The 26,116-nt window shown below is 58.1% G+C and carries 26 protein-coding genes, 1 tRNA gene and 1 pseudogene; 18 read left to right on the forward strand and 10 right to left on the reverse strand.

The window, feature by feature from the left end:
* Nucleotides 1–214: 214 nt before the first annotated feature.
* Nucleotides 215–1,069, reverse strand: a complete 855-nt coding sequence (locus Q1A63_RS07955) for a transglutaminase domain-containing protein (protein ID WP_298969617.1) — start codon at nucleotides 1,067–1,069, stop codon at nucleotides 215–217.
* A 477-nt stretch (nucleotides 1,070–1,546) separates the two neighbouring features.
* On the opposite strand from Q1A63_RS07955, the gene Q1A63_RS07960 reads away from it, so the two are divergent.
* The 6 genes from Q1A63_RS07960 to Q1A63_RS07985 all read left to right on the forward strand — a co-directional run bounded on the left by Q1A63_RS07960 (nucleotide 1,547) and on the right by Q1A63_RS07985 (nucleotide 10,260).
* Nucleotides 1,547–2,716 carry an RsmB/NOP family class I SAM-dependent RNA methyltransferase gene (locus Q1A63_RS07960; protein WP_299631166.1) on the forward strand — a complete coding sequence of 390 codons (1,170 nt, stop codon included), beginning with the start codon at nucleotides 1,547–1,549 and terminating at the stop codon, nucleotides 2,714–2,716.
* A 212-nt stretch (nucleotides 2,717–2,928) separates the two neighbouring features.
* Nucleotides 2,929–3,267, forward strand: coding sequence for a hypothetical protein (locus Q1A63_RS07965; RefSeq protein ID WP_299631167.1), 339 nt, complete (start codon nucleotides 2,929–2,931; stop codon nucleotides 3,265–3,267).
* A 169-nt stretch (nucleotides 3,268–3,436) separates the two neighbouring features.
* A complete protein-coding gene (locus Q1A63_RS07970; RefSeq protein ID WP_299631169.1) occupies nucleotides 3,437–5,671 on the forward strand; it encodes an ATP-binding protein in 2,235 nt (744 codons plus the stop codon).
* Nucleotides 5,672–6,051: 380 nt separating this feature from the next.
* Entirely contained in the window at nucleotides 6,052–7,131 is a 1,080-nt protein-coding gene (recA, locus tag Q1A63_RS07975; protein WP_219503582.1) for a recombinase RecA, read from the forward strand.
* Between the two features lie 142 nt (nucleotides 7,132–7,273).
* Nucleotides 7,274–9,967, forward strand: a complete 2,694-nt coding sequence (gene alaS / locus Q1A63_RS07980; RefSeq protein ID WP_299631170.1) for an alanine--tRNA ligase — start codon at nucleotides 7,274–7,276, stop codon at nucleotides 9,965–9,967.
* A gap of 5 nt (nucleotides 9,968–9,972) precedes the next feature.
* A complete protein-coding gene (locus Q1A63_RS07985) occupies nucleotides 9,973–10,260 on the forward strand; it encodes a DUF1330 domain-containing protein (protein WP_298969613.1) in 288 nt (95 codons plus the stop codon).
* 74 nt (nucleotides 10,261–10,334) lie between these two features.
* Here the strand turns inward: Q1A63_RS07985 and typA are convergent, their stop codons facing one another.
* From typA to Q1A63_RS08000, 3 genes are all read right to left on the reverse strand, one after another.
* Nucleotides 10,335–12,152: a translational GTPase TypA gene (gene typA, locus Q1A63_RS07990; protein ID WP_298970450.1), complete on the reverse strand. Its 1,818-nt coding sequence runs from the start codon at nucleotides 12,150–12,152 to the stop codon at nucleotides 10,335–10,337.
* A 108-nt stretch (nucleotides 12,153–12,260) separates the two neighbouring features.
* The gene (locus Q1A63_RS07995) at nucleotides 12,261–12,596 is read right to left on the reverse strand and encodes an SMR family transporter (protein WP_298969612.1); all 336 of its coding nucleotides are present in this window, start codon (nucleotides 12,594–12,596) and stop codon (nucleotides 12,261–12,263) included.
* Between the two features lie 15 nt (nucleotides 12,597–12,611).
* Complete coding sequence (locus Q1A63_RS08000) at nucleotides 12,612–13,070, reverse strand: Lrp/AsnC family transcriptional regulator (RefSeq protein WP_298969611.1); 459 nt, start codon at nucleotides 13,068–13,070, stop codon at nucleotides 12,612–12,614.
* 112 nt (nucleotides 13,071–13,182) lie between these two features.
* Here Q1A63_RS08000 and Q1A63_RS08005 point away from each other — a divergent pair, with 112 nt between their 5' ends.
* On the forward strand, nucleotides 13,183–13,392 hold the full coding sequence (locus Q1A63_RS08005) for a DUF6356 family protein (protein WP_298969610.1): 210 nt from the start codon (nucleotides 13,183–13,185) through the stop codon (nucleotides 13,390–13,392).
* An 81-nt stretch (nucleotides 13,393–13,473) separates the two neighbouring features.
* On the opposite strand, the gene Q1A63_RS08010 is transcribed toward Q1A63_RS08005, so the two are convergent.
* The 5 genes from Q1A63_RS08010 to Q1A63_RS08030 all read right to left on the reverse strand — a co-directional run bounded on the left by Q1A63_RS08010 (nucleotide 13,474) and on the right by Q1A63_RS08030 (nucleotide 16,729).
* Nucleotides 13,474–14,688 (reverse strand): NADP-dependent isocitrate dehydrogenase, encoded by a 1,215-nt coding sequence (locus tag Q1A63_RS08010; RefSeq protein WP_299631171.1) that lies wholly within the window; start codon nucleotides 14,686–14,688, stop codon nucleotides 13,474–13,476.
* A gap of 109 nt (nucleotides 14,689–14,797) precedes the next feature.
* Nucleotides 14,798–15,256 carry a hypothetical protein gene (locus tag Q1A63_RS08015; RefSeq protein ID WP_298969608.1) on the reverse strand — a complete coding sequence of 153 codons (459 nt, stop codon included), beginning with the start codon at nucleotides 15,254–15,256 and terminating at the stop codon, nucleotides 14,798–14,800.
* 1 nt (nucleotide 15,257) lies between these two features.
* Nucleotides 15,258–15,836, reverse strand: coding sequence for an HD family hydrolase (locus Q1A63_RS08020; RefSeq protein ID WP_298969607.1), 579 nt, complete (start codon nucleotides 15,834–15,836; stop codon nucleotides 15,258–15,260).
* Nucleotides 15,829–16,071, reverse strand: coding sequence for a hypothetical protein (locus Q1A63_RS08025; protein WP_298969606.1), 243 nt, complete (start codon nucleotides 16,069–16,071; stop codon nucleotides 15,829–15,831). Before Q1A63_RS08025 ends, Q1A63_RS08020 begins: the two co-directional genes overlap by 8 nt.
* 4 nt (nucleotides 16,072–16,075) lie before the next feature.
* Nucleotides 16,076–16,729 carry an alpha/beta hydrolase gene (locus Q1A63_RS08030; RefSeq protein WP_298969605.1) on the reverse strand — a complete coding sequence of 218 codons (654 nt, stop codon included), beginning with the start codon at nucleotides 16,727–16,729 and terminating at the stop codon, nucleotides 16,076–16,078.
* Between the two features lie 182 nt (nucleotides 16,730–16,911).
* On the opposite strand from Q1A63_RS08030, the gene Q1A63_RS08035 reads away from it, so the two are divergent.
* From Q1A63_RS08035 to Q1A63_RS08085, 11 genes are all read left to right on the forward strand, one after another.
* Nucleotides 16,912–17,373, forward strand: coding sequence for an Rrf2 family transcriptional regulator (locus Q1A63_RS08035; protein WP_298969604.1), 462 nt, complete (start codon nucleotides 16,912–16,914; stop codon nucleotides 17,371–17,373).
* Entirely contained in the window at nucleotides 17,370–18,500 is a 1,131-nt protein-coding gene (locus tag Q1A63_RS08040; RefSeq protein WP_298969603.1) for a cysteine desulfurase family protein, read from the forward strand. Before Q1A63_RS08035 ends, Q1A63_RS08040 begins: the two co-directional genes overlap by 4 nt.
* 13 nt (nucleotides 18,501–18,513) lie before the next feature.
* Nucleotides 18,514–20,052: a Fe-S cluster assembly protein SufB gene (gene sufB / locus Q1A63_RS08045; RefSeq protein WP_298969602.1), complete on the forward strand. Its 1,539-nt coding sequence runs from the start codon at nucleotides 18,514–18,516 to the stop codon at nucleotides 20,050–20,052.
* Nucleotides 20,052–20,378 carry a hypothetical protein gene (locus tag Q1A63_RS08050; protein ID WP_299631172.1) on the forward strand — a complete coding sequence of 109 codons (327 nt, stop codon included), beginning with the start codon at nucleotides 20,052–20,054 and terminating at the stop codon, nucleotides 20,376–20,378. The genes sufB and Q1A63_RS08050 overlap by 1 nt, the downstream gene beginning before the upstream one ends.
* 14 nt (nucleotides 20,379–20,392) lie before the next feature.
* The gene (locus Q1A63_RS08055) at nucleotides 20,393–20,707 is read left to right on the forward strand and encodes a heavy metal-binding domain-containing protein (RefSeq protein WP_299631173.1); all 315 of its coding nucleotides are present in this window, start codon (nucleotides 20,393–20,395) and stop codon (nucleotides 20,705–20,707) included.
* Between the two features lie 71 nt (nucleotides 20,708–20,778).
* Entirely contained in the window at nucleotides 20,779–21,534 is a 756-nt protein-coding gene (gene sufC / locus Q1A63_RS08060) for a Fe-S cluster assembly ATPase SufC (protein WP_299404747.1), read from the forward strand.
* A complete protein-coding gene (sufD, locus tag Q1A63_RS08065) occupies nucleotides 21,534–22,814 on the forward strand; it encodes a Fe-S cluster assembly protein SufD (RefSeq protein WP_299631174.1) in 1,281 nt (426 codons plus the stop codon). The genes sufC and sufD overlap by 1 nt, the downstream gene beginning before the upstream one ends.
* Nucleotides 22,814–23,299 (forward strand): YIP1 family protein, encoded by a 486-nt coding sequence (locus Q1A63_RS08070; RefSeq protein WP_298969597.1) that lies wholly within the window; start codon nucleotides 22,814–22,816, stop codon nucleotides 23,297–23,299. The genes sufD and Q1A63_RS08070 overlap by 1 nt, the downstream gene beginning before the upstream one ends.
* Complete coding sequence (locus tag Q1A63_RS08075) at nucleotides 23,296–23,889, forward strand: YIP1 family protein (protein WP_298969596.1); 594 nt, start codon at nucleotides 23,296–23,298, stop codon at nucleotides 23,887–23,889. Before Q1A63_RS08070 ends, Q1A63_RS08075 begins: the two co-directional genes overlap by 4 nt.
* Entirely contained in the window at nucleotides 23,882–25,102 is a 1,221-nt protein-coding gene (locus Q1A63_RS08080) for a cysteine desulfurase (protein ID WP_298969595.1), read from the forward strand. The genes Q1A63_RS08075 and Q1A63_RS08080 overlap by 8 nt, the downstream gene beginning before the upstream one ends.
* A 167-nt stretch (nucleotides 25,103–25,269) precedes the next feature.
* Nucleotides 25,270–25,346: transfer RNA gene (locus tag Q1A63_RS08085), tRNA-Arg, on the forward strand.
* Between the two features lie 263 nt (nucleotides 25,347–25,609).
* Here Q1A63_RS08085 and Q1A63_RS08090 read toward each other — a convergent pair.
* A pseudogene (locus Q1A63_RS08090) lies at nucleotides 25,610–26,023 on the reverse strand (restriction endonuclease); the annotation flags it as partial.
* Nucleotides 26,024–26,116 lie beyond the last annotated feature (93 nt).

Genomic DNA, 26,116 nt, shown 5'->3' on the forward strand with positions numbered 1-26,116 from the left:
TACTTAGGCCCTCAATTTTCAACGCTGACAGCTGTCTCCGCATTCCAAACGCCCTGCCGGTCATGGCTCTTTGAGCGTGCCGACAAAGACCGTCGATACTACTCATACATGTGCCGTTTGGCAGGCCAATAATTCATGATGGCTAAGGCTGACTTTCATCGTCGCGCACTACTTTCAGGTCCACAGTCAGATGCGCGGACAAGGTTGTCGGCGGTCAGCTGCGCCAATGCGGGGTTTGAAGGCTGGCGATTAAGCCATCAAGAGCGTCGAGGTCAAAGGTCTCGGCGGTATCCAACAGCTTTCCTGCAGCGGCGAGTTCGTCGCATTGAGCGATCGCCTCTCTGACAGCTTTTTTGTCTGCATCAGTCTGGTCACGCCAGCTATCCCAATCAGAAACCTCTTGCTTTGTCAGAGCCAAAAAGTCCCTTGCCAAGTTTATACGGACGAACCAAAGGCCCTTGGCGTCACCTTGCCCAAAATCCTCCAGGCGTGGGAAATCGTGGCCGAACTGCTCCCACACGTGCCAGGGGTACAAGAATTGCTCCTTCGGTAGGTCGTTCACATCAAAGGTGATCGACAGATGCTTTCGATGTTCTTCATCCAATTGGGCGTCGGCCATCTTCCACTCTTTGGTCGCAGCATCCTGATACTCACAGATCCAATGATCTTCGTAGGTTGGTGGGTGGAAATAGCGCGCGAAACCGCAACGAACACGGGCTGCAATGCCATGATGACGAAGCAGGGAGCAGGTCAACAGGGCATAGTCTCGACATGTTCCAATGGTCCGAAAAGACGTATGCCGCGCTTGCGTGAGGGGTTTCTCTCCGAAGGCATGAACACTCGTCAGTCTTTCGGAGACCGGCAAGGTCGCACGCGATGCTCGAGTAATCTCCCCTGGCGGCTCAGCATATAGATGCGCGCCAAAGTAATCGTGCAAGAGGATGCCCTGCACCGTGGAGGTGACCGCCGATACGCCGCCAGGGACGACGTCAAACGATCTGACGCATTCTTTCGGATCGCTCCATTCTCCGTGTCGAAGATAGAATTGAGACGCGTTTTGCTGGTGCATGGGGATCCTAATACGCTGCACGGCATGCTATCGCCCAGATCCCGCACTGAAAAGGAGCGTTTATATAAAGCTTGTGTCTTCACGCGCCATCAGATTGGGGGCAACACTACCTATTTTGGCGTTGGGTTGACGGTTGAGGTTCGCTCAGATCGGACGTCTAGTGCCCCTCGTGGCCCAGTAGAGAAGGCATTTGGTGCGGGCGCAAATCGCGGCGCGTTGACCTCGAACAATACGGGGCAGGATGTGCTTATCTTACGTCAGCGCAGCCCTGCGGTTGTCCATAGAGTGCTTCGGCGCGGGATCCTGTTCCGTTGGCATTTTACCAATGCATAGCGGCCGATGCATGCCGCTTGGCCGATAGAATTTCTGGCGCATTTTCAAATTGGCGGGTGATCTACCGTTTCCACGCTGGTCCCGCCCATTGCTCCTGTATATGGAGTTTGCGATTGGAATTTAGCTGAGTTGGATGAGAGTTTCGTGACACCTGCAGCACGTATAAGCGCGGCGATCAACTTGGTAGATCGTATTTTGGACGGTGAACTGGCAGATCGTGCTCTGGCCGGGTGGGGGCGCAAGAACCGGTATGCTGGTTCGAAGGACCGCGCTGCGATCGCAGATCTGGTATATGATGTTCTCCGGCGCAAGCGAAGCCTGGCAGCGCTCGGTGGCGGTGAGACGGGAAGGGCTTTGTTGCTCGGATATGTGAGGGAGGTGGGGTCAGCGCCTGACTCCCTCTTTGGTGCAGGTCCATATGCCCCTTTCGAGTTAACAGATGCAGAACGGTCCAATGGGCGTTTGCCCGAAGCAAACAGCAGCGAAAGCGCGGATTTTCCAGAGTGGCTCTGGCCCGACATTCAGACCTCTCTGGGCGAGCGCGCACAACAGGTTGCCGAGCAGATGCGAAGGCGGGCTCCGGTTCATCTTAGGGTCAATCTGGCGCGATTGGATAGAGATAGCGCAATTGAGAAACTGTCTTCGGAAGGGATAGCTGCCCGTTCACATGCTCTTTCTCCCTCGGCTGTCGAGGTCATCGAGGGTGCAAGGAAGATCAAAAATGCGCGCTCGTATCTCGACGGGAGGATCGAGCTGCAAGATGCTTCATCTCAAGCGGTTGCGGACATGGTGCCGATAGAGACCGGTGAAAAACTGTTGGATTTTTGTGCCGGAGGCGGAGGGAAGACCTTGGCGATTGCAGGCCGGGTCGAGGGTACTTTTTTTGCCTATGATGTGGATCAAAGAAGGATGAAAGATCTACCTTCACGTGCCGCCCGGGCCGAGGTGACAGTAAACTTGCTATCGGGGCCTGAGGTGAAGCAGAAATCTCCCTATGATACCATTCTCATAGATGCACCATGCTCAGGTAGCGGCTCCTGGCGCCGTGACCCTCAGGGCAAATGGTTGCTGACACGCGAGAAGTTAAGTCGAATTTTGGAAATTCAGCAAGAAATCTTGGATCAATCAGCCCCAATGGTCAGATCACAAGGCCATTTGGTTTATGCGACATGTTCCTTGCTGGAGTGCGAAAATGATCGCCAGGTTGATGCGTTCCTGTCGCGCCACCGTGAATACTCTCTCAAAACCCAAAAACGGTTCACACCGCTGGATGGTGGAGACGGTTTTTATTGCGCCGTTCTACGTCGAGATTGATATGACCGCATATCCGTCTGAACCGGAGGTGGTTTGGCGCTTTACCTGATTTAGAAACATGTTTTATCGCGCGGGTTATGACGGACTGGCTCACTCGACAAAGCGCTTCTATTGCCACTTCACCGGCGCATACATTTGCACGCAACCTATATGCCCCTTGTTCCCGAGGGTAATGCCAGTGGCGGCGGTACCGGGGCGCAATGTCACCACAGATGAAATCGTTTCCGCCCGCATGGCCAATCTGCCTATGCGCGCATCGGGAGGATGCCCCAATCGAGCGGGTGGCAACCGAAACGGTTCGCAAGCATGCCCCGTCGATCTGGTGCGCGGCGGCGCGTCTTCGGAATGACATTTTAGACGCAGCGAGAGAGCTTGTTCATTCCTCCGGCTGGTTGGTTTATGCGACCTCATCGGTCCTGCGGTGTGAAAACGAGGATCGGATCGCGGTCTTCCTGCATCGAAATATCCAATGGAAATGCACTTTTGAACGCCGGTTTGGCGTAACGGACACAGGTGATGGTTTTTTTACAGCACACTTGACGCGCGTGTGATGCTGTTCATACTCAACCAAAACGAGCATTGCCGTACGTGGTTAAGCCGAGCTTAACAAATAGGGCGTGTAAATGCTGAAGCGATTCGAACCATGGGGACACGATTTTGCCGCGCAGCGCACTTACACCATCCAGACTAGCTCGCGTTGCCCTAAGGGCGCAAAAGCGCTTGGGCACCCTCGTTCTGGTGGCCGTCTTGTTGGGAATTTTGGCCTTGGCTTCGCCAGATCTCTTGCTGCGCCGGGCCTTGTTTGCGGGATGTCTGACGCTGCTTGGGATGAGCTGCGTGTTGATGTGGATGGCCAAGAGCTTTGAGCGCCGCAGTGCCGCCACTGTCGCGGTCTTATCTGAATTCATCAGCAAAGACGCCTCGCCCAGTTTTCTCGCAACCAAGGACGGCGAAATTCTCTCGGCGAACCTCGCGGCACGCAAACGCTTCGAAGCGGATATTGAGGAAACCGTCGGCGGCACCTTGAAAAACACATTGGCCAATCCTGGCGGCATCCTGTTCCGGCTGCAAACACGCTCAGATACTGAAGGATCCGCGCGTGAGGATTTGGTCACGCGCCGCGGGCATCTGCGGCTGTCCGTGCATCATGCCGGATCGGAGGCCTATCTTTGGCGCCTTGAAGATGTGGCAAGCGCGCAGCAAAGCGCCGAAGGGCCCACGCTGCCGATGATCCTTGTCGGGCGTACCAATGCGGTATTGTACATGAACGAGCAGGCCCGCAAGCTTGCGGGTGGGCGCATCAAGACACTGGATCGGCTGTTCAAGCAATTGCCGGTTGTGCCGGGAACCGTCTGCGACATCACGGGCGTCGAGGGACCAACACGCGCGTTGGTCAGTGAGGTCGACGCCGGCGCCGGACGCCGGGCGCTCTATTTGCTGCCGCCCGGTGCGGAGACCATGTCCAAGGACGGCTGGAACGTATTTCAGGATCTGCCCGTCCCCTTGCTCAAGGTCAGCCCCGATGGCGACGTGCAGGCCTATAACCGGCTGGCCGCGAGCTTGATTGGCGTCTCGCTCAAGGATCAGGTGCATTTGTCGGATCTGATGGAAGGTCTGGGACGGTCGATCACCGGATGGCTGTCGGAAACGCTCGCTGGACGCGCGGCACAGCAATCGGAGTTCCTGCGTCTCAAGCGCACAGATAAGGAAGTCTACGTGCAGGTCACGCTGAACCGCGTCACTGAGGAGGGCAAGCCCGCATTGATCGCGGTTCTGAACGATGCGACCGAGCTGAAATCACTGGAGGCACAATTCGTCCAAAGCCAGAAAATGCAAGCGATCGGGCAATTGGCCGGCGGTGTGGCGCATGACTTCAACAATCTGCTGACGGCGATTTCCGGCCACTGCGACCTGCTGCTGTTGCGCCACGATCAGGGTGACCCGGACTTCAGCGACCTGGTTCAGATTAATCAGAACGCGAACCGGGCCGCAGCCCTTGTGGGTCAGTTGCTGGCTTTCTCGCGCAAACAAACCCTGCGGCCTGAAACCCTCGACATGCGGGATACGCTGTCAGATCTGACGCATCTGCTGAACCGCCTGGTGGGCGAAAAGATCACGCTGACGCTCAGCCATGATCCGGTGCTTGCCCCCATTCGTGCGGACAAGCGGCAGCTGGAACAGGTGCTGATGAACCTTGTGGTCAATGCGCGTGATGCGATGCCGCAAGGGGGGCAGATCCGGATTGTGACCGAATGCACGGATCTCAATGAGGCGCTGGAGCGTGACCGCGTCACCGTACCCGTGGGGCGCTATGTCACGGTACAGGTCTCCGACGACGGTGTGGGTATTCCTTCAGACAAGTTGCAAAAGGTGTTCGAGCCGTTTTTCACCACGAAACGCACAGGCGAGGGGACGGGCCTTGGTCTGTCGACGGCCTACGGCATTATCAAGCAGACCGGCGGCTATATTTTTGTCGACAGTGTGGTGGGGACGGGGACGAAATTTACCCTCTACTTCCCCGTGCTGGAAGCCTCCGAAGTGCCGACACCGGTCGAAAAGCAGATAGAAGCCAAACCTGCTGCGAAACATGGGGATGGTGTCATCCTGCTTGTTGAGGATGAGGCGCCCGTGCGCGCCTTTGCCAGCCGGGCGCTGCGGCTGCGTGGCTACACGGTGCTGGAAGCGGATTCCGCAGAGGCGGCTTTGAAGACGTTGGAGGATGCCTCGCTAAACGTCGACGTCTTTGTCACCGATGTGGTCATGCCCGGCATGGATGGCCCAAGTTGGGTGCGGGAGGCCTTGAAGGAGCGTCCCGGCGTGCGGGTGGTGTTTGTGTCAGGCTATGCCGAGGACAGTTTTGGCGAGACCCAGATCAAAATCCCGAATTCGGTGTTTCTGCCGAAGCCCTTCTCCCTGAATGATCTTACCGACACGGTGCATCAACAGCTGCACTGACCGCGACTTCCAAATCCAGTCGGATTGTCTGCGGCATGCGGGATTTCCAAGCAAGCGCGCCGTTATGATCTGGCGACAGGTGATTGCTGCTTGTGGCCTTGGCTCCGCTGCGCCCGATGTTGAATGCAGAAAAATCATCGATAATTCAGATTTCTAGACGGTAAAGTTAAAGCGCCTTCACGCATTATAAGTCTTGCGTTCGACGAATTGGACAACCTTAAACCACTCCTTAACCAGATTCGGAAAAGGATGGTTTAGTGAAATTTTGATTGAAATGTTCTCTTTTTGATCTCATAAGGAACGGAATGAGAACATCCCGGCTTCGTCGTCTCGGTATCATTGCCGCGTATCGCGAAGTATGACACTAAGAGGAAACGCAAATGGCAACGGCAGATTTATTGAGCATGGATAGCAAGAAGACAGCAGATAAACAAAAGGCGCTTGATTCCGCGCTGGCACAGATCGAGCGCCAGTTCGGTAAGGGCTCCATCATGAAACTGGGTCAGGAAGGCGCTGTTCAGGATATCAAGGCCAGCTCCACCGGGTCGCTTGGTCTGGACATCGCGCTGGGGATCGGCGGTCTGCCGATGGGCCGGATTGTCGAGATTTACGGGCCGGAAAGCTCCGGTAAAACCACCCTCACGCTGCACTGCGTGGCGGAGCAGCAAAAAGCGGGTGGTGTCTGTGCCTTTGTCGATGCCGAGCATGCGCTTGATCCGACCTATGCCAAGAAGCTGGGCGTTGATCTGGATGAGCTGCTGATCAGCCAGCCCGACACCGGCGAGCAGGCGCTGGAGATCACCGACACGCTGGTCCGCTCCGGTGCGGTGAACATGGTCATCGTGGACTCTGTGGCAGCCCTCACACCCAAATCCGAGCTGGAAGGGGACATGGGCGACAGTTCCGTCGGCGTCCAGGCCCGCCTGATGAGCCAGGCCATGCGCAAACTCACCGGTTCGATCAGCCGCAGCAACTGCATGGTGATCTTCATCAACCAGATCCGCATGAAGATCGGCGTGATGTTCGGCTCGCCGGAGACGACGACGGGCGGCAACGCGCTCAAGTTCTACTCCTCGGTACGCCTCGACATTCGCCGCATTGGCGCGCTGAAGGACCGTGATGAGGTCGTGGGCAACCACACCCGCGTGAAAGTTGTGAAAAACAAGGTCGCAGCCCCCTTCAAGCAGGTGGAATTCGACATCATGTATGGCGAAGGCATCTCCAAGATGGGCGAATTGCTTGATTTGGGCGTGGCCGCCGGTGTCGTGGACAAATCCGGCTCCTGGTTCAGCTACGGCGATGAACGTATCGGGCAGGGCCGGGAGAACGCCAAGGGCTTCCTGCGTGAAAACGTGCAGATGGCTCTGGAGATCGAAGATAAAATTCGCGCCGCGCACGGGCTGGATTTTGACATGCCCGAACATGAGCGCAAAGAAGACGACGATATCCTCGAAGCATAGCAGACTTTCCACCGGCACATGAGCGGGGCGCACCGAAAGGCTGCGCCCTCTTTACGTTTTAAGCCGTTTGAGACGTGGACAGCCGCGCGCGGCGGGGCTATTTGGTCAAGACCAGTTATTTCACGCTCAAAGGCCCCGGTTCATGCAAACCCTGAACGATATCCGCTCCACCTTCCTGTCCTATTTTGACAAGCAGGACCACGCGGTGGTGCCCTCGAGCCCGCTGGTGCCGCGCAACGACCCGACGCTGATGTTCACGGCCGCTGGCATGGTGCAGTTCAAGAACCTCTTTACCGGATTGGAAACGCGGGATTACAAACGCGCGGTGACCGCACAGAAATGCGTGCGCGCCGGTGGTAAGCACAACGATCTGGACAACGTCGGCTATACCGCGCGCCACCACACGTTTTTTGAAATGCTGGGCAATTTCAGCTTTGGCGATTACTTCAAGGAAGATGCGATCCCCTTTGCCTGGGATCTGTTGACCAAGGATTTTGGCATCGACGCAAATCGCCTGCTTGTCACGGTCTATCACACCGATGACGAAGCGGTGGAAATCTGGAAAAAACATGCCGGTCTGTCGGATGACCGGATCATCCGCATCGCCACGGATGACAATTTCTGGTCGGCAGGCCCGACAGGCCCCTGCGGACCCTGCACCGAGATCTTTTACGATCACGGCGATCACATCTGGGGCGGCCCTCCCGGCAGCCCCGAAGAAGATGGTGACCGGTTTGTCGAAATCTGGAACCTCGTCTTCATGCAATATGAGCAGTTCGAGGATGGCACCCGTCGCGACCTTGCCGCGCAATCCATCGACACTGGCATGGGGATCGAACGCGTCGCGGCGCTCTTGCAGGGGACCAACGACAATTACGCCACCGACCTCATGCGCAATCTGATCGAAGCCTCTGCGGATGCGACCAGCACGGACCCCGATGGTGCGGGCAAAACGCATCACCGGGTGATTGCGGATCATTTGCGGTCGACGTCCTTTCTGATGGCCGATGGGGTGATGCCGTCCAACGATGGGCGCGGCTATGTGCTGCGGCGGATCATGCGACGTGCCATGCGGCATGCGCATTTGCTGGGCGCGAAAGATCCGTTGATGCATCAGCTGGTACCCGCGCTTGTCCAGCAGATGGGGGCTGCCTATCCGGAATTGGGCCAGGCGCAGGCAATGATCCAACAGACCCTGTTGCACGAAGAAACCCGGTTCCGGCAAACGCTTGATCGCGGTCTGCGATTGCTCGACGACGAGTTGTCACGCCTGCCAGAAGACGCGAACCTCCCCGGGGAGGCTGCCTTCAAGCTCTATGATACCTACGGTTTCCCACTGGACCTGACGCAGGATGCTTTGCGCGAAAAAGGGCGCGCCGTCGATATCGAAGGCTTCGACGCAGCGATGGCAGAGCAAAAAACCAAAGCGCGGGCGGCGTGGTCCGGTTCCGGCGAAGCGGCGGATGCCGCGATCTGGTTCGATCTGGCGGATAAGCACGGTGCAACCGATTTCCTCGGCTATGACACGGAGATTGCCGAAGGTGTTGTCTTGGCGATCATCGAGGATGGCGCCGAAATCGATGCGCTGGAGACTGCAGGCGGCGGTGCCTGGGTCATTTTCAACCAGACACCTTTTTATGCTGAATCCGGCGGGCAGGTTGCGGACCACGGATATGTGCGCATCCTCGAAGGCACGCATGAGGCCTATGAAACCCGTTTTTCGGGGCACGTCAGTGATGTGCAAAAGCGCGGCGAAGGATTGTTCGCGCACCATCTGACCGTGGATAAAGGCGCCCTGAAAGTGGGCGACGCCGTGCAGCTGGAAGTCACTCATACCCGCCGAACCGCCATCCGCGCGAACCACTCAGCGACGCACCTGCTGCATGAAGCTCTGCGCGCAGCACTTGGCGATCATGTGGCGCAACGCGGGTCGTTGAATGCAGAAGATCGTTTGCGCTTTGATTTCAGCCATACCCAGGCGTTGAGCCAGGATGAGCTGATGAAAGTGGAAGCGGATGTGAACGCCTATATCCGGCAGAACGCGCCCGTTGAGACACGGATCATGACACCTGATGACGCCCGCGCATTGGGTGCCCAGGCGCTTTTTGGCGAAAAATATGGTGACGAGGTGCGCGTTGTCTCCATGGGCATGCAGGAGGGTTCCGGAAAGGGATCGGAGGGCAATACCTATTCGCTGGAGCTTTGTGGCGGGACGCATGTGCGCCAGACCGGTGATATCGGTGCCTTTGTGACACTGGGCGACAGTGCCAGCAGCGCCGGTGTCCGCCGGATCGAAGCTCTCACCGGGGCCGCGGCCCTGTCCTACCTGCGCGCACAAGACCACCGGCTGGCGGAAGTGGCCCTCGATTTGAAAGCTCAGCCTGCCGATGTGCCGGAGCGGGTGCGCAGCCTGATGGAAGAACGCCGCAACCTCAGCAACGAGGTTGCACAGCTGCGGCGGGAATTGGCGATGTCGGGTGGCGGCGGCATCGCGGCACCAGAAGCGCACCAGATCAATGGCGTCGCTTTCATGGCACAGGTTTTATCCGGCGTTACCGGGAAAGATCTGCCCGCTCTGGTGGACCAGTTCAAAGACAAAATCGGGTCGGGTGCTGTCCTGTTGATCGCCGATGCAGACGGCAAGGCCGCTGTGGCGGCAGGGGTTACCAAGGATCTCGTTGAAAACCTCTCCGCCGTGGATATCGTCAAAGCCGCTGTGCTTGAGCTCGGCGGCAAGGGCGGCGGGGGTCGCCCGGATATGGCGCAGGGCGGCGCTAAGGATGTTCAAAACGCCGATGCCGCCATCGCAGCGGCAGAAGCCGTACTGAAAGGATAAGGACCATGGGAGCACTTTGGATCGCACATGTCACCGTGACAGACGAGGAAGCCTACGGCAAATACGCCGCCCTTGCGACGGAGGCCATCGCCAATCATGGTGGAACATTCATCGCACGGGGCGGTCGGTTCGTGCAACTGGAAGGCCAGGCACGTCCGCGCAATGTCGTGGCGCGGTTTCCAGACGTTGAAACAGCTGAAAAATGCTATAATTCAGATGTTTATCAGCGTGCACTAAACCATGCGCGTGACGCGAGTGAACGCGAATTGATGATCATCGAAACCAACGAATAACCAACTATCGCGGCATCGCCCGCTTCTTCTGGCCCTAAATATCCTGGGGTCCGGGGCAACGCCCCGGTTCAGCCTTATCCCGCTTTCGCCATCCGTTTGCGTTCATGTGGATCGAGATAACGCTTACGCAGGCGGATGGCATTTGGCGTCACCTCAACCAACTCGTCATCATCGATATAGGCAATCGCCTCTTCCAACGACAAGGTCATCGGCGTCGTCAGACGTACCGCCTCATCGGTGCCGGATGCACGCACATTGGTCAGCTTCTTCCCCTTCAGCGGGTTCACTTCCAGATCGTTTTCGCGGCTGTGCTCACCGATGATCATGCCGGTGTAAACATCTGCCTGCGCACCAATCATCATCTTCCCACGTTCTTCGAGGTTCCATAGAGCATAGGCCACCGAGGTGCCGTTTTCCATCGAGATCAGCACACCTGCGCGACGCCCCGGGATCGGCCCCTTATGCGGTGCCCAGGCGTGAAAAACGCGGTTCAACACGCCCGTGCCGCGCGTATCGGTCAGAAATTCACCATGATACCCGATCAGTCCGCGTGACGGCACATGCGCCACAATCCGGGTCTTGCCCGCGCCTGCGGGTTTCATCTCCACCAACTCGCCCCGGCGCACCCCGGTGATCTTTTCGATCACCGCGCCGGAATACTCATCATCCACGTCGATCGTCGCTTCTTCGATGGGCTCGTGGCGCGCTCCATCAATGTCCTGAAACAGCACTTGCGGGCGGGAAATGCTCAGCTCGAACCCTTCGCGGCGCATGTTTTCGATCAGAACACCCATCTGCAATTCGCCGCGCCCGGCAACTTCAAAGGCTTCGCCGCCCGGCGTGTCGCTGATCTTGATCGCGACGTTCGATTCCGCCTCTTTCATCAGGCGTTCGCGGATCACGCGGGATTGGACTTTCTTGCCGTCACGCCCGGCCAGGGGGCTGTCGTTGATGCCAAAGGTCACCGTAATGGTCGGTGGATCAATGGGCTGCGCGGGCAGGGCCTCAGTCACTTGCGGCGCCACGATACTGTCGGCCACGGTGGCTTTGGACATGCCAGCAAGGCTGACGATGTCACCGGCTTCGGCCAGATCAATCGGCTGTTGCGTCAGGCCACGAAACGCCAAAATCTTGGTGACGCGGAAATTTTCGACCAAATCGCCATCCCGCGACAGCGCTTTGACGGTTTCCCCGGCTTTCAGCGTGCCCGCCTCGACACGGCCCGTCAGGATACGCCCGATGAACGGGTCCGCGCCCAACGTGGTCGCCAGCATGCGAAATGGCTCATCCCGCTGCGCGATTTGTGTCGGGCTTGGCACATGTTCGACGATCAGATCAAAAAGGGCGGAGAGATCGGACCGAGGGCCGTCCAGCTCCATATCCGCCCAGCCGTTGCGACCGGAGGCATACATCGCAGGGAAATCGAGCTGATCGTCATCGGCACCGAGGTTGGCAAAGAGGTCAAAACACTCATCCAGCGCGCGGTCGGGTTCGGCATCGGGTTTATCGACCTTGTTGAGCACGACGATGGGGCGCAGACCCAGGGCCAGCGCCTTGGAGGTCACGAATTTGGTCTGCGGCATCGGGCCCTCTGCGGCATCGACCAGCAGGACAACCCCGTCGACCATCGACAGGATACGTTCAACCTCGCCGCCGAAATCCGCGTGGCCCGGCGTGTCGACGATGTTGATCCGCGTGCCTTTCCACTCCACCGATGTGGCCTTGGCCAGGATGGTGATCCCGCGTTCGCGCTCCAGATCGTTGCTGTCCATGGCGCGTTCTGCCGTGGCCTGATTTTCACGGAACGTGCCTGATTGCTTGAGCAGTTCGTCCACCAGCGTGGTTTTGCCGTGGTCAACGTGAGCGATGATTGCGATGTTGCGCAGGTCCATGACGAGAGCCTTTATTGGGAGATCACGCGGCAAAGGGCGCGCTTGTTGGGGGCGCATACCGCGCCTCCTGCCGGAAAGCTAGGGGAAATCTGAAAAGAGCGCCGCGGCTTAATGCACGGCGCTTTTGGAAAAGAGATGGATGATCAGAATGCCGACAATGATCAGCGTCAGACCCAGCACCGCGGGCAGGTCCAGGCGCTGTCCGAAAACGATGAAACCGATGATCGCGATCAGGACAATCCCAAGGCCCGACCAGATCGCATAGACGATCCCCACGGGCATGAATTTCAGCGCCAAAGCCAAAAGATAAAACGAGATGCCGTAGGCCACGACCACCAGCACGGAAGGCCAAAGCCGGCTGAATTGCTGGCTGGCCTGCAGGGCGGTGGTACCAATGGTTTCTGCGACAATGGCAAGCACGAGGTAGAGGTAATGCATCGGCATGGGTGCGCCTTTCGGTCAGAGCGGCAATTGGTGGGTGTCTTTGATCTGTTCCATGACGAAACTGGCGGAAACGTCTGACAGGGGCACGCGGCGGATCAGCGTCTGATAAAGCCGGTCGTAGTCTGCCATATCGGCAACACGCGCGCGGATCAGGTAATCCAGGTCGCCGGTCATGCGGTAGACCCCGAGGATTTCGGGCATCGATTTCGTGGCCTTTTTGAAAGTGTCGAGCCAGTCCGGTGCGTGGGCGTTGGTGCGGATCATCATGAAAACCATCAGACCCAGCCCCAAGGCCTCGGGGTTGAGCAGCGTCACCCGCGCCGAAATCACGCCCGCCGCCTCCAGGGCTTTGATCCGGCGCCAGCAGGCATTGCGACTGAGATGCACCGCCTCGCCAAGTGCGTCGAGCGAGAGGCTGGCATCCTGCTGCAGAAGTTCCATGATTTTACGATCAGTATTATCGATTGTCACCATGAACTGTATTTTGTTGGGAAAATTTCACGCAGTCAATCAAATTGGCGCAATCATTGGGATAACTTCTCAGCGGGGTCTTGATACAACAGGCAGGCCAAACAGGAGGTCCCAAATGTTCCAACGTATCTTTCTCTCTCATCCGGCGACGGTGGATGAGACGTTCTTTCAGCATATGCGGTTTGCCCTGACCTTCGCGTTTTCGCTTTTTGCGGCGGCGGGTGCGGCGCTCGTTCACGCGTTCATCCCCTGTCTTTTTGAGAAGACCGCGAGCCGGATCATCACGCGGCTTCATGGCCGTATCCATAACCGGGGCAACTCGTAAAATCTCCGGCAGGTTTTGCACGCGCGCAAAAAAAAAGGCCGGCTGTGATGCACCGGCCCTTTTCCCAAGAAAATTGCTGAGCTACCCCGCCAGCGCTTTGTTCAGGTTCTCGTCGACCTTCTCCAGGAAGCCCATGGTTGTCAGCCAGCGCTGGTCCGGTCCGACCAATAGCGCCAGATCCTTGGTCATGAACCCGCTTTCCACGGTATCCACAACGACCTTCTCAAGTGTTTCGGCGAAATGCGCCAAGGGGGCATTGTCGTCCAGTTTCGCCCGGTGCTTCAGACCGCCGGTCCAGGCGTAGATCGAGGCAATGGAATTGGTGGAGGTCTGCTCGCCCTTTTGGTGCTGGCGGTAGTGGCGGGTCACGGTGCCATGGGCGGCCTCGGATTCCACCACCTTGCCATCAGGCGTCATCAGCACCGAAGCCATCAACCCCAAAGAGCCAAAGCCCTGCGCCACGGTATCGGATTGCACGTCCCCGTCGTAGTTTTTGCAGGCCCAGACATAGCCACCCGACCACTTCATTGCAGAGGCGACCATGTCGTCGATCAGCCGGTGTTCGTACCAGATCTCGGCTTCCTTGAATTTCTCGGCGAATTCCTCGTCGAAAACCTGCTGGAAAAGCTCTAGAAAACGGCCGTCATATTGCTTGAGGATCGTGTTCTTGGTCGACAGATAGACCGGCCAGCCCAGCGTGAGGCCGTAGTTGAAGGAGGCCCGCGCAAAATCGATGATGGATTTATCAAGGTTGTACATGGCCATCACCACGCCGCTGTCAGGCGCGTCAAAGACATTGCGCTCGATCTCGGTGCCATCTTCGCCGACGAACTTCAGGGTCAGTTTGCCTTTGCCCGGGAATTTGAAATCCGTGGCACGGTACTGATCACCGTAAGCGTGGCGTCCGACGACAATGGGCCGGGTCCAGCCCGGCACAAGCCTTGGCACGTTCTTGCAGATGATCGGCTGGCGAAAGATCACCCCGCCCAGGATGTTGCGGATGGTGCCATTGGGCGAGCGCCACATCTGTTTCAGGCCGAACTCTTCCACACGGGCCTCATCCGGGGTGATGGTGGCGCATTTCACGCCGACACCGTGTTCCTTGATCGCATGGGCCGCGTCGACCGTGATCTGGTCATCGGTCTCGTCGCGGGCCTCGATGCCCAGATCGTAGTATTTCAGATCGACATCCAGGTAGGGCAGGATCAGTTTTTTCTTGATGAAGTCCCAGATGATGCGGGTCATTTCATCGCCGTCCAGTTCGACGATTGGGTTATCCACCTTGATCTTTGTCATGCCGGGCTCCTGTGAGGTCTGTCGGTTCGGTTTGCGCGCGGTTTAGCGTGTTCGGCTGGCTTTGGAAAGATGGTATGCAAATGTATACCGTTTGAATTTCAGAATGGCGTCAACGCCGATTGAGCCATGTGCCCAGGAGTGTCACACCAGCCAGTCCCGCCAGGGTGACACCGCCGATGACCGAGAACAGCGCCCAGGGCACATCCCCGGCGCTGCAGTCCAACCGCGGCCCCATGATCGCCAGAACACCGACCGAAAAGAGCATGTATATGACGCTTGAAAATCCGGTAACGCGCCGGGCGGGTGTGGTCTTTTCAAAGATGAAGGGGCTGGCAAAGACCGCGAGGGTTATCAGGAAGAAGGGAATGAAAACGTCGATGAACCGGTCCGGGGTCTGCAACGCATGGCGGACAGCCCCGATGAGCGCCTCGCCGCGGCCTGAGAATTCAACACCCCTGAAGGCGTCGATGCAGGGAAATTCAAAGCCATAGGCCCCCACGGAAAAAAGCCCACCAATTGCTGCCGACAGGCCAAAGATCAACGGGAGGCTGGCGCGAAAATCGGACATATCAGCTTTCGGCGAAGAAGGTGTTGAGTTTGGGTTGCAGCCAGCTCCAGAGCCCCGGCGCACCGCGTTTTACCGGTGTGCCCACGCGGGCTTCAAGCTGTGCATAGGAGACGTTGTAGTCTTTCCACGATCCGCCGCCGTTGGCCAGATTGCCGATGGGGGTCTGCACCCGGTCAATGGATTTGGCAAAGATGGCATCAGCGCTTTCTGCGGCTTCGAATTCTTCCCAGAGTGCGCGAAAGGCCGCTGCCTGATCGGCGGGCAGCAGGCCGAAAATCCGATCCGCCGCGGCGGCCTCTGCGGCGGCCATGGCGTCGGCATCCACCTCGCCGTGTATCGGGTTATCGCCTGCGTCAATCTCAACCAGGTCGTGCAGCAGCAGCATTTTCAGCACCCGGTCGATCCGAACGTCGGGGCCGGCCTGATCGGCAAGCACAAGCGCATATAGCATCACGTGCCATGAGTGTTCTGCGGAGTTTTCAAATCGGCTGGCATCATGCAGGCGCGAGGCGCGCAGAACCGACTTCAGCTTGTCCGCCTCGCTCAGGAAAGCGATCTGGGCGGACAGCCGGTCATCCATCTTTCGGTGGCTCCAGCGTGCGGGCCATGTCTTCTTTGAGGGTCTTGAGCAGTTCGCGCGCGCGCTGCTCGGCACGTCGGACCCGGACCGCCGTCAGATAGGCCTCTTCCATCGTTTGAGAGGAGCCGCCAATGGTGTCGGCGATGCGCTGGACAAAGGCATCATCGCCCGTCGCATTGATAATCTTGAGGCTTTCCAGCGCCAGTTCGTCGGCAACGTCGTCAACAATGCCCATGAGATCACCGCGTCGTTTCTGTCAGACGCCTTTTGACATAGGACGTCATGGTGTCGATCAGCGTATCCAAGTGCGGCTCTTCAAAGAAATGCCCGGCCCCTTCGACCTGTTCATGGGTGATGGTGATGCCCTTTTGCTCATGCAGCTTGGCCACCAGCGATTCTGTATCGCTTGGCGGCGCCACGCGGTCCGCCGTGCCGTTGATGATCAGACCGGAGGACGGGCAGGGCGCGAGGAAGGAAAAATCATACATGTTGGCGGGGGGTGCCACAGAGATGAAGCCGGTGATTTCCGGGCGTCGCATCAAAAGCTGCATGCCAATCCACGCCCCGAAGGAAAAACCGGCTACCCAACAGTGCTTGGAGTTGTTATTCATGGACTGCAAGTAATCCAGCGCAGAGGCCGCGTCAGACAGCTCGCCAATCCCCTGATCATATTCCCCCTGGCTGCGCCCGACACCGCGGAAATTGAACCGCAGAACGGTAAAGCCCATGTTGTAAAAGGCATAATGCATCCGGTGCACAATCACGTGGTTCATCGTGCCGCCGAATTGCGGATGCGGATGCAGGATGATTGCAATCGGTGCGTCGCGTTCTTTTTGAGGGTGGTAACGGCCTTCGAGGCGGCCTTCGGGTCCTGGGAAAATGACCTCGGGCATGAGCGTCCCTGTTTCAATGTCTATTCGTGCCTTGCGAATTCTTGACTGCTCCGCTGGGGCACCTTAGAACGGTTCTAATTCGTGCGCACTTCGTTCCTCGGAGTGCGAAACTCGGACTTAGGCATTTTATTTGTCCGCGTCAATCAATTGCGGCTGAACCCACGATCGCAAGGAGCCTTAACGTGAAACTTTCGACAAAGGGCCGGTACGCCATGGTGGCGCTTGCAGACATCGCGCTGCAACCCGAAGGACAATTGGTGACGCTGGGCGACATCGCCGAGCGACAGTCGATTTCCCTGCCGTATCTGGAGCAGCTCTTCGTGAAACTGCGCCGGGCAGAACTGGTATCTTCGGTGCGCGGGCCGGGGGGCGGCTACAAGCTGGCGCAACGCTCCTCGGACATTCGCGTGGTTGATATCCTGTCGGCGGTGGATGAGACCGTCGATGCGATGCACAAGGGGGCAGGAGCCTCCGGTGGGGCCTCGGGCAGCCGCGCGCAGTCCCTGACGAACCGACTCTGGGAAGGGCTCAGCGCCCATGTCTATGTGTTCCTGCATCACACCCGCCTTTCGGATGTGGTGGCCAATGAGCTTGCGCCCTGTCCGGCGGTGCCGAACCTCTTTGACGTTGTAGACGAGGCATGAACCGCGTCTATCTCGATCACAACGCGACCTCCCCCCTGCGCGCCGAGGCGCGGCAGGCGATGATCGATGCGATGGATGTGATCGGCAATCCTTCTTCCGTGCATGCAGAAGGGCGGCAGGCCAAGGCGTTGGTCGAACGGGCACGGGCGCAGGTGGCCGCCTTGGCCGGTTGCGCGCCCGGCGACGTGATTTTCACGTCCGGGGCCACGGAAGCCGCCAGCCTCGCGATTCCGGAATTTGCGACGGTTTCCAGCGCGGGTATTGAGCATGACGCAGTGCTCTCCTGGGTGCAAAAGGAAGGTGTCGATCTGACGCGTCTGCTGGACGTGGATTCAAACGGTGTGCTCACCGGAACAGCGCAGGGCCAGTCGTTCGAAGAAACGATTTGGGATGATGTGGTGGCGCTGCAAGCGGCCAATAGCGAGACAGGCGTGCTGCAGGACACGTTGAAACATGCCCAATCGCTCTGGGCGCTTGATCGCTCGGTGTTGGTGCTCGTCGATGCGGTGCAGGCGCTTGGGAAAACCAGTTTCTCCTTCGCGACCTCGGGGGCGGATTTCATGATGGCGTCGGCCCATAAAATCGGTGGCCCGAAGGGGGTGGGTGCGCTGATCGTCAAGCACGGGCTGGACGTGAAAGCGCGCATTCTGGGGGGCGGTCAGGAGATGGGCCGTCGCTCCGGAACCGAAAACATCCTTGGCATTGCTGGATTCGGGGCTGCGGCAGAGGCCGCACAGCGCGATTTGGCGGCCGGTCGCTGGGAAGAAATCGAAGAACTTAGAAAGATTCTAGAAAACACCCTTGCAGCCGATGCAAAGACAACTATTTTTGTCGGGAAAGATGTAAATCGTCTGCCCAATACCTCGTGTTTTGCAACACCGGGCTGGAAGGGCGAGGCCCAGGTGATCCAGATGGATCTGGCGGGCTTCGCCATCAGCGCAGGCTCTGCCTGCTCCAGCGGCAAGGTACGCGCCAGCACCGTTTTGCGGGCCATGGGCTATGACGACACCACCGCCAGCAGCGCCATCCGCGTATCGCTGGGACTTGAGACAACGCGGCAGGACATTCAGCGATTTGCTGAAACCTGGCTTGAGAAAGAACGTAAATTTCGTGCCCGCGCGGCATGAGTTGGAGGGAAAGATGGCAGCACTGGACAACACCATAGCGGACCAGATTCAGGTCAAGGAAGGCGTCGATCAGGAAACCGTTGATGCGGTGCGCGAGGTCGGTGGCAAGTATAAATACGGCTGGTCCACGGACATCGAAATGGAATATGCGCCCAAGGGTCTCAGCCCCGATATCGTGCGCTTGATTTCCGAGAAAAACGAAGAGCCGGAGTGGATGACCGAATGGCGGTTGGCGGCTTACGAGCGCTGGTTGCAGAAGAAAGAGCCGAAGTGGGCGATGGTCGATTACCCGGAGATCGATTTCCAGGACCAGTACTATTACGCCCGTCCGAAATCGATGGAGGTCAAGCCGAAGTCGTTGGATGAGGTCGATCCCAAGCTGCTGGAAACCTACAAGAAGCTCGGCATTCCGCTGAAGGAGCAGATGATCCTCGCGGGCGTCGAAGGTGCTGAGGAGCTGGGTGACGAGCCGCGCAAGGTGGCTGTTGATGCGGTGTTTGATTCCGTCTCGGTCGGCACGACATTTCAGGATGAACTGAAGAAGGCGGGCGTGATTTTCTGCTCCATCTCCGAGGCGATCAAGGAGCATCCGGAGCTGGTGAAGAAATATCTCGGCACTGTCGTGCCGGTCAGCGACAACTACTATGCAACACTGAATTCCGCTGTCTTCTCGGACGGGTCGTTTGTCTACGTGCCACCTGGCGTGCGTTGCCCGATGGAGCTCAGCACCTATTTCCGCATCAATGCGGAGAACACCGGGCAGTTCGAGCGCACGCTGATCATCGCTGACAAAGGCTCCTATGTCTCGTACCTCGAAGGCTGCACTGCGCCGCAGCGTGATATCGCGCAGTTGCATGCGGCAGTTGTAGAGATCATCGTCGAGGAAGACGCGGAGGTGAAATACTCCACGGTGCAGAACTGGTACCCGGGCGATGAAAACGGTAAGGGCGGCATCTATAACTTCGTGACCAAACGCGCAGATTGCCGCGGCGACCGCGCCAAGGTGATGTGGACACAGGTGGAGACCGGCTCTGCCGTGACGTGGAAGTACCCCAGCTGCATCCTGCGCGGGGATGACACGCAGGGCGAGTTCTACTCGATTGCCATCGCCAACAACATGCAGCAGGCCGACACTGGCACCAAAATGATCCACCTGGGCAAGCGTACGAAATCGCGCATTGTCTCCAAAGGGATCTCGGCGGGCAAGGCGCAGAACACCTATCGTGGGCTGGTCTCGATGCACCCCAAAGCCAAGGATTCGCGGAACTATACGCAATGCGACAGCCTGCTGATCGGTGGCGATTGTGGGGCGCATACGGTGCCGTATATCGAGGTGAAGAATAACTCCTCTCGCGTCGAGCATGAAGCGACGACCTCCAAGGTGGATGACGACCAGCTCTTCTATTGCCGCTCGCGCGGGATGGACGAAGAGGAAGCCGTGGCCTTGGTGGTCAATGGGTTCTGCAAGGACGTGCTGCAGGCCCTACCGATGGAATTCGCCATGGAAGCGCAGCAACTTGTGGCGATTTCACTTGAGGGCTCGGTAGGCTGATGGCGCCAAGCGCATCACATGAAGGACAAGCCAAGCCAATCAAGCTGGGCCACCCCTGGCGTCTTATGCCGGAGACACGGGAGCTGACGCTATTGGTGCTCGGGCATCTCATCGTGTTTTTCATGTCGATGGGCCACGATGAAATCGTTGCTGAACTTGTCGAAGATGGCTGGCTGATCGGGCAATACGCGGAACGGTTTGAGATCGTCATTGGGTTTGTCCTGTTTTTATGCTGGAGCGCACTCACACTTAGGCTGTTCACCGTGCTTCAACGTGCGCGTGCGTCCAGCGGTTTGTGCCCGGCCTGTGACGAAGCCAAGCGATAAGACTGGAAACGATGATGATCCTGACCACCACCAACACCGTCGAAGGCCGCCCGATCACCGCGTACAAAGGGATCGTCGTGGGCGAGGCGATCATGGGCGCGAATATCGTGCGCGACTTCTTTGCCTCGGTCACGGATGTGATTGGCGGGCGCTCGGGCGCTTACGAGAGCAAGCTCAAGGATGCCCGCGATGAAGCCATGCATGAGATCGAGGAACGCGCAGCCGCGCTTGGGGCCAATGCGGTGGTGGGCATTGATCTGGATTACGAGGTGATCGGGGACAGCATGCTGATGGTTTCCGTCTCCGGTACGGCTGTCACGATCACCTAAAGAACATCGCGCAATACACTGAATGAGAACACTTTCCACCCCGGTGGAGCCCGAATGAAAAGGATAAGAAAATGCTGAGCATCAAGAACCTGCACGTGAAACTGGAAGAAGAGGATAAGCAGATTCTCAAAGGCGTCGATCTGGAAATCGAAGCGGGTACTGTCCATGCGATCATGGGGCCCAATGGCTCCGGCAAGTCGACCCTGTCATATGTTCTGTCCGGCAAGGATGGCTACGAGGTGACCGAAGGCGCGGCCACGCTTGAGGGCGCGGATGTGCTGGAGATGGAGCCCGAAGAGCGCGCCGCCGCTGGCTTGTTTTTGGCGTTTCAATACCCGGTCGAAATCCCCGGTGTGGGCAATATGACCTTCCTGCGCACGGCGGTGAATGCGCAACGCAAAGCCCGCGGCGAGGAGGAAATGTCCGCCTCTGACTTCCTCAAGGCCGTGCGTGCCCGCGCCAAGGAGCTGAAGATCGATGCGGATATGCTGAAACGGCCCGTCAATGTCGGCTTTTCCGGTGGCGAGAAAAAGCGGAATGAAATCATGCAGATGGCCATGCTTGAGCCCAAGATGTGCATTCTGGATGAAACCGATTCCGGCCTGGATGTGGACGCGATGAAACTGGTCTCCGAAGGGGTGAACGCGCTGCGCTCCGAAGGGCGCGGCTTCCTTGTGATCACCCACTATCAGCGCTTGCTCGATCACATCAAACCGGACGTTGTGCACATCATGGCGGATGGCAAGATCGTGAAATCGGGGGGGCCGGAACTGGCGCTCGAAGTCGAAAACAACGGCTATGCCGGCATCCTGGCTGAGGTGGCGTAATGGCCGAAGCTGCAACACAGATGACAGCAACCGAGGCCCGGCTTGATGCTTTGAGCCTGCCGCAGGGGGGATGGTCCGAGGCCGCGCGCAAGGATGCTTTGGCACGTGTGCACGCCATGGGCCTGCCGGACCGGCGTGACGAATATTGGAAATACACCCGCCCGGAAACGCTGGTGCAGCCGGGCGCCGTCCCTGCAGCCCTTTTCGACAATGATGAAGCGCCGATTTTTGGCGAGATGGATCGGCTGAACATCGTTTTTGTCGATGGTATCTTTGATGCGGAAGCCTCCGATGATCTGTCGCTCGAAGAGGTGACCATCGAACGCCTTGCGGAAACGAAGTCGGATATTCACTGGGCGCGCGATCTTTACGGCGTGCTGGAAGCCAGGGGGCAAGACCCGGTTGTCCGACCGCTGGCTGCGCTGAATACCGCTTTCGCCACAGACGGCGTGCTGATCCATGTCACGGGCAAACCGTCGAAGCCGATCAACCTGACGTATCATCACCGGTCAGAAACCAGCGATGCGGTGCTGCACCACGTGATCCGTTTGGATGCGGGGGCGGAAGTCACGGTTCTGGAAAACGGCCCGGCGGCGGCGCGCTTCAACAAATGCATGGAGGTTGATGTCGCGGACGGGGCACAATTCCATCACGTCCGGGCGCAAGGGCGCGATCATGAGCGGCGCGCGGCCACGCATCTCTTTGCCCGGTTGGGCGAGCAGAGCACCTTCAAATCGTTTACGCTGACCGCCAATGGCGTGCTGACCCGTAATGAATGTGTGATTGAGTTGACCGGGGATGATGCGGTGGCGCATGTGGCGGGTGCCTGTGTTGGTGACGGGGATTTCCACCACGATGATACGGTGTTCATCACCCATGATGCGGTCGGCTGCGAAAGCCGCCAGGTCTTTAAGAAGGTGCTGCGCAATGGCGCAACCGGCGTGTTCCAGGGCAAGATTCTGGTCAAGAAAGATGCCCAGAAAACAGATGGATATCAGATCAGCCAATCCCTGCTGCTGGATGATGACAGTCAATTTCTGGCCAAGCCGGAGTTGGAGATCTACGCCGATGATGTGGCCTGTTCCCACGGCTCCACCTCGGGGGCGATTGATGAGGACGCGCTGTTTTACCTGCGCTCGCGCGGCGTGCGCGAAGCTCAGGCGACGGATCTTCTGACATTGGCCTTCCTTGCGGAAGCGGTGGAAGAGATCGAAAACGAGGATCTGCGCGAAGAGATCAATGGCCGTCTTGCGGCCTGGCTGGAACGGCATCGCGGCTAATGGCGGTCACGCGCAACATCACGGCGACCTATCGCAACCCGGGCAAAGTATTGCGCGGGTTGTTGTCGCTTGGACCGCGCGAGGATCGCGCCCTGGCGTATCTGATGGCGGGTTGTGTGATTGTGTTTATCGCGCAGATGCCACGGCTCGCCCGCGAGGCGCATATTGAAGGCACCGAGTTGAACATGCTGCTGGGCGCCTCGCTCATGGCCTGGGTTTTTATTGCGCCGCTGATGCTGTATGGCCTTGCCAGCCTGTCGCATCTTGTGGCCAAGCTTTTTCGCGGGCAGGGGAGCCACTATGGCGCGCGGCTGGCGCTGTTCTGGGCATTGCTCGCCGCGTCCCCGCTGATGTTGCTCAACGGGCTTGTGGCAGGGTTCATCGGGCCGGGATTGGAATTGCAGATCGTGGGGCTTGCGTGGTTTTTGGTGTTTGGCTGGTTTTGGATCGGCGGGTTGATCGCCGCAGAAAGGACGCCTGAGTGACTGTGGCAGTGGATTGGCCGCAACTGGCCCTGCTGACCTTGCGCGATCCCAAATCCGCAGCGGCGCAGATCATGAGCTGGCAGATCGGGCGCACCGAGCTGTGGATGGCTGCAGCATTGGTGGCGATCATCAGCACGATCATGTCGTCCCTGTCGAACTACCTGATCCCGGTTCCCGATCCACTGGCGGGTATGGTCGCGAGCCCCTTTACGCTTTTCATGATCGTTGCGGGTGGCTTCGTCATCACCGTGCATGCGATCTACTGGACCGGGCGCGCGATTGGCGGCAGCGGTGACATGGACGATCTGCTGGCGCTGCTGGTGTGGATGCAGGTCCTGCGCGCGGTCGCCCAGGTTGCCGTTCTGCTCACTGTTCTGTTGGTGCCTTTTCTGGCTGGTTTCCTGGTGCTGCTCATCGGGATTGCGACGCTTTGGGTGTTTTTGAATTTCATCAGCGCCGGGCTTCAGCTCAATTCTCTGGCCCGCGCCGTTATGGTCCTGCTGGCGGCGGTTCTGGCGCTGTCTGTGGGATTTTCCCTGCTCTTTTCAATGATTGGCGTCAGCGCCCTCGGAGTACCCGCGAATGTATGATGTCACCGAAATCCGCAATGATTTTCCAATCCTTGGCCGTGAGGTCAATGGCAAGCCTCTGGTCTATCTCGACAATGGTGCCTCTGCGCAAAAGCCGCAGGTGGTAATTGATGCCGTCACCAACGCCTATGCCAACGAATACGCCAATGTGCACCGCGGGCTGCATTATCTGTCCAACCTGGCCACGGATAAATACGAAAGCGTCCGGGGCGTGATTGCAAGGTTCCTGAACGCAGGGTCCGAAGATGAGATCGTGCTGAATTCCGGCACCACCGAAGGCATCAACATGGTCGCCTACAGCTGGGCGATGCCGCGCATGGAAGCGGGCGATGAGATCGTGCTGAGCGTGATGGAACACCACGCCAATATCGTGCCCTGGCATTTCCTGCGCGAGCGGCAGGGCGTGGTGCTGAAGTGGGTGGACGTGGACAGCACTGGCTATCTCGATCCGCAGGCTGTTATCGATGCGATTGGGCCAAAGACGAAATTGGTGGCGATTTCCCACCTTTCCAATCTCTTAGGCACGCGGGTGGATGTGAAAACCATCACGCAGGAAGCGCATGCCCGCGGGGTGCCGGTCTTGGTGGATGGCAGTCAGGCAGCGGTTCACCAGCCGGTAGATGTATCCAACATCGGTTGTGATTTTTACGCCATCACGGGCCACAAGCTTTATGGCCCGTCCGGGTCCGGAGCGATCTATGTCAAATCAGATCGTATGGCCGAGATGCGCCCCTTCATCGGGGGCGGCGATATGATCCGTGACGTCAGCAAGGAAACCGTCACCTATAACGACCCGCCCATGAAGTTTGAAGCGGGGACACCCGGGATTGTTCAGACGATCGGGCTTGGCGTGGCGCTGGAATACATGATGGGCCTGGGGATGCAGAACATCGCAGCCCATGAAGATCACCTGCGCGACTATACCGTTGAAAAGCTGGGCGGACTGAACTGGCTGCAGGTCCAAGGCACGACGCCGGACAAGGCTGCGATCTTCAGCTTCACGATGGATGGGGCCGCGCATGCGCATGACATTTCCACGATCCTCGACAAAAAGGGCGTCGCGGTGCGGGCCGGGCAGCATTGTGTTGGGCCCCTGATGGCGCATATGGGTATTCCGGCCAGCTGTCGTGCGTCGTTCGGGCTCTACAACACCAAGGCAGAAGTCGATGTTCTGGTGGATGCGCTGGAGCTTGCACATGATCTTTTCGCCTGAGCGAAGCAAATCACGGATTGTCCCCGCGGTTTCCCTCCAATTTGGGTGATTTGTTTGGGTGCGCGGGTTGGTATGTTTGGATGATGTCGCTAAACGCTACGATCTCCGTTGGCACATCCGTTTTGCCGTTGCGAGGGGACGATCATGCCGCTATACCGCGCGTCAGTGGACCCTTAGCTCAGCTGGATAGAGCGCTGCCCTCCGAAGGCAGAGGCCAGAGGTTCGAATCCTCTAGGGTCCGCCATAAAAGTCAATTGCTTGCTCGATGTAGGCGATTTTGGAAGCTTTTGTAGGAAGCACATAGGAAGCACGCTGTGGGTAAAGGGTTGCCAGTTTCGATGGACTCCGAAGCCCAAAGATAGAGCTATAGATAGCTTGTTTACCTCAGAGCCACCTTCGCGCCTTCAATCTCGCGGCGAAGGTGGCTCTGAGGTAAACAAGCGCTTTTTTCTTGGAGAGTAAGAGCGGCTGTTACTTGGTCGCGACTTTAAGCCCTGCATCATCGTACTAATCCTTTTTCTGGTAGGCTGAGAAGCAGTCGACCCCTATAGTGAGTGCCTTTGTCTCTCGCACGCCAAGGCCTTCTTCGATCATAAGCTCAAGCAGTCGATCGATGTCTACAAGTTCAATCGTAGTTGCGTTCTCTTGTGAAGCAGCTTCCCTTGATCCTTTTGTGAATGTACCGGTGGTTAGGAAAATACCGCGTTCAGCGCGACCCTGAATTGCGCCACGAAACTCGCGGATTTCGTAGGGGCCGACTGTTCCCTCATAGCGCTTGCACTGGAACACGACCTTGGTTCGGACGAAGCGGTTGATCATAAGGTAGCCTTCGCCGTCGATGCCCTGATCGCCTCGCTGCCCGGTGACTTTAACATTTTCGAAACCAATATGGCGCAAGAGGGGCGCACATAGCTCTTCAAACCCCTTATCTGTGAGGTGTCCTTCCCCCCTAGAACTGAGCCATTACATTGGCCGCGAGAGGGGTACGGGACATGGCGAGGAAGCGACATTCAG

The organism is uncultured Roseobacter sp., from assembly GCF_947499265.1.
GTDB lineage: Bacteria > Pseudomonadota > Alphaproteobacteria > Rhodobacterales > Rhodobacteraceae > Roseobacter.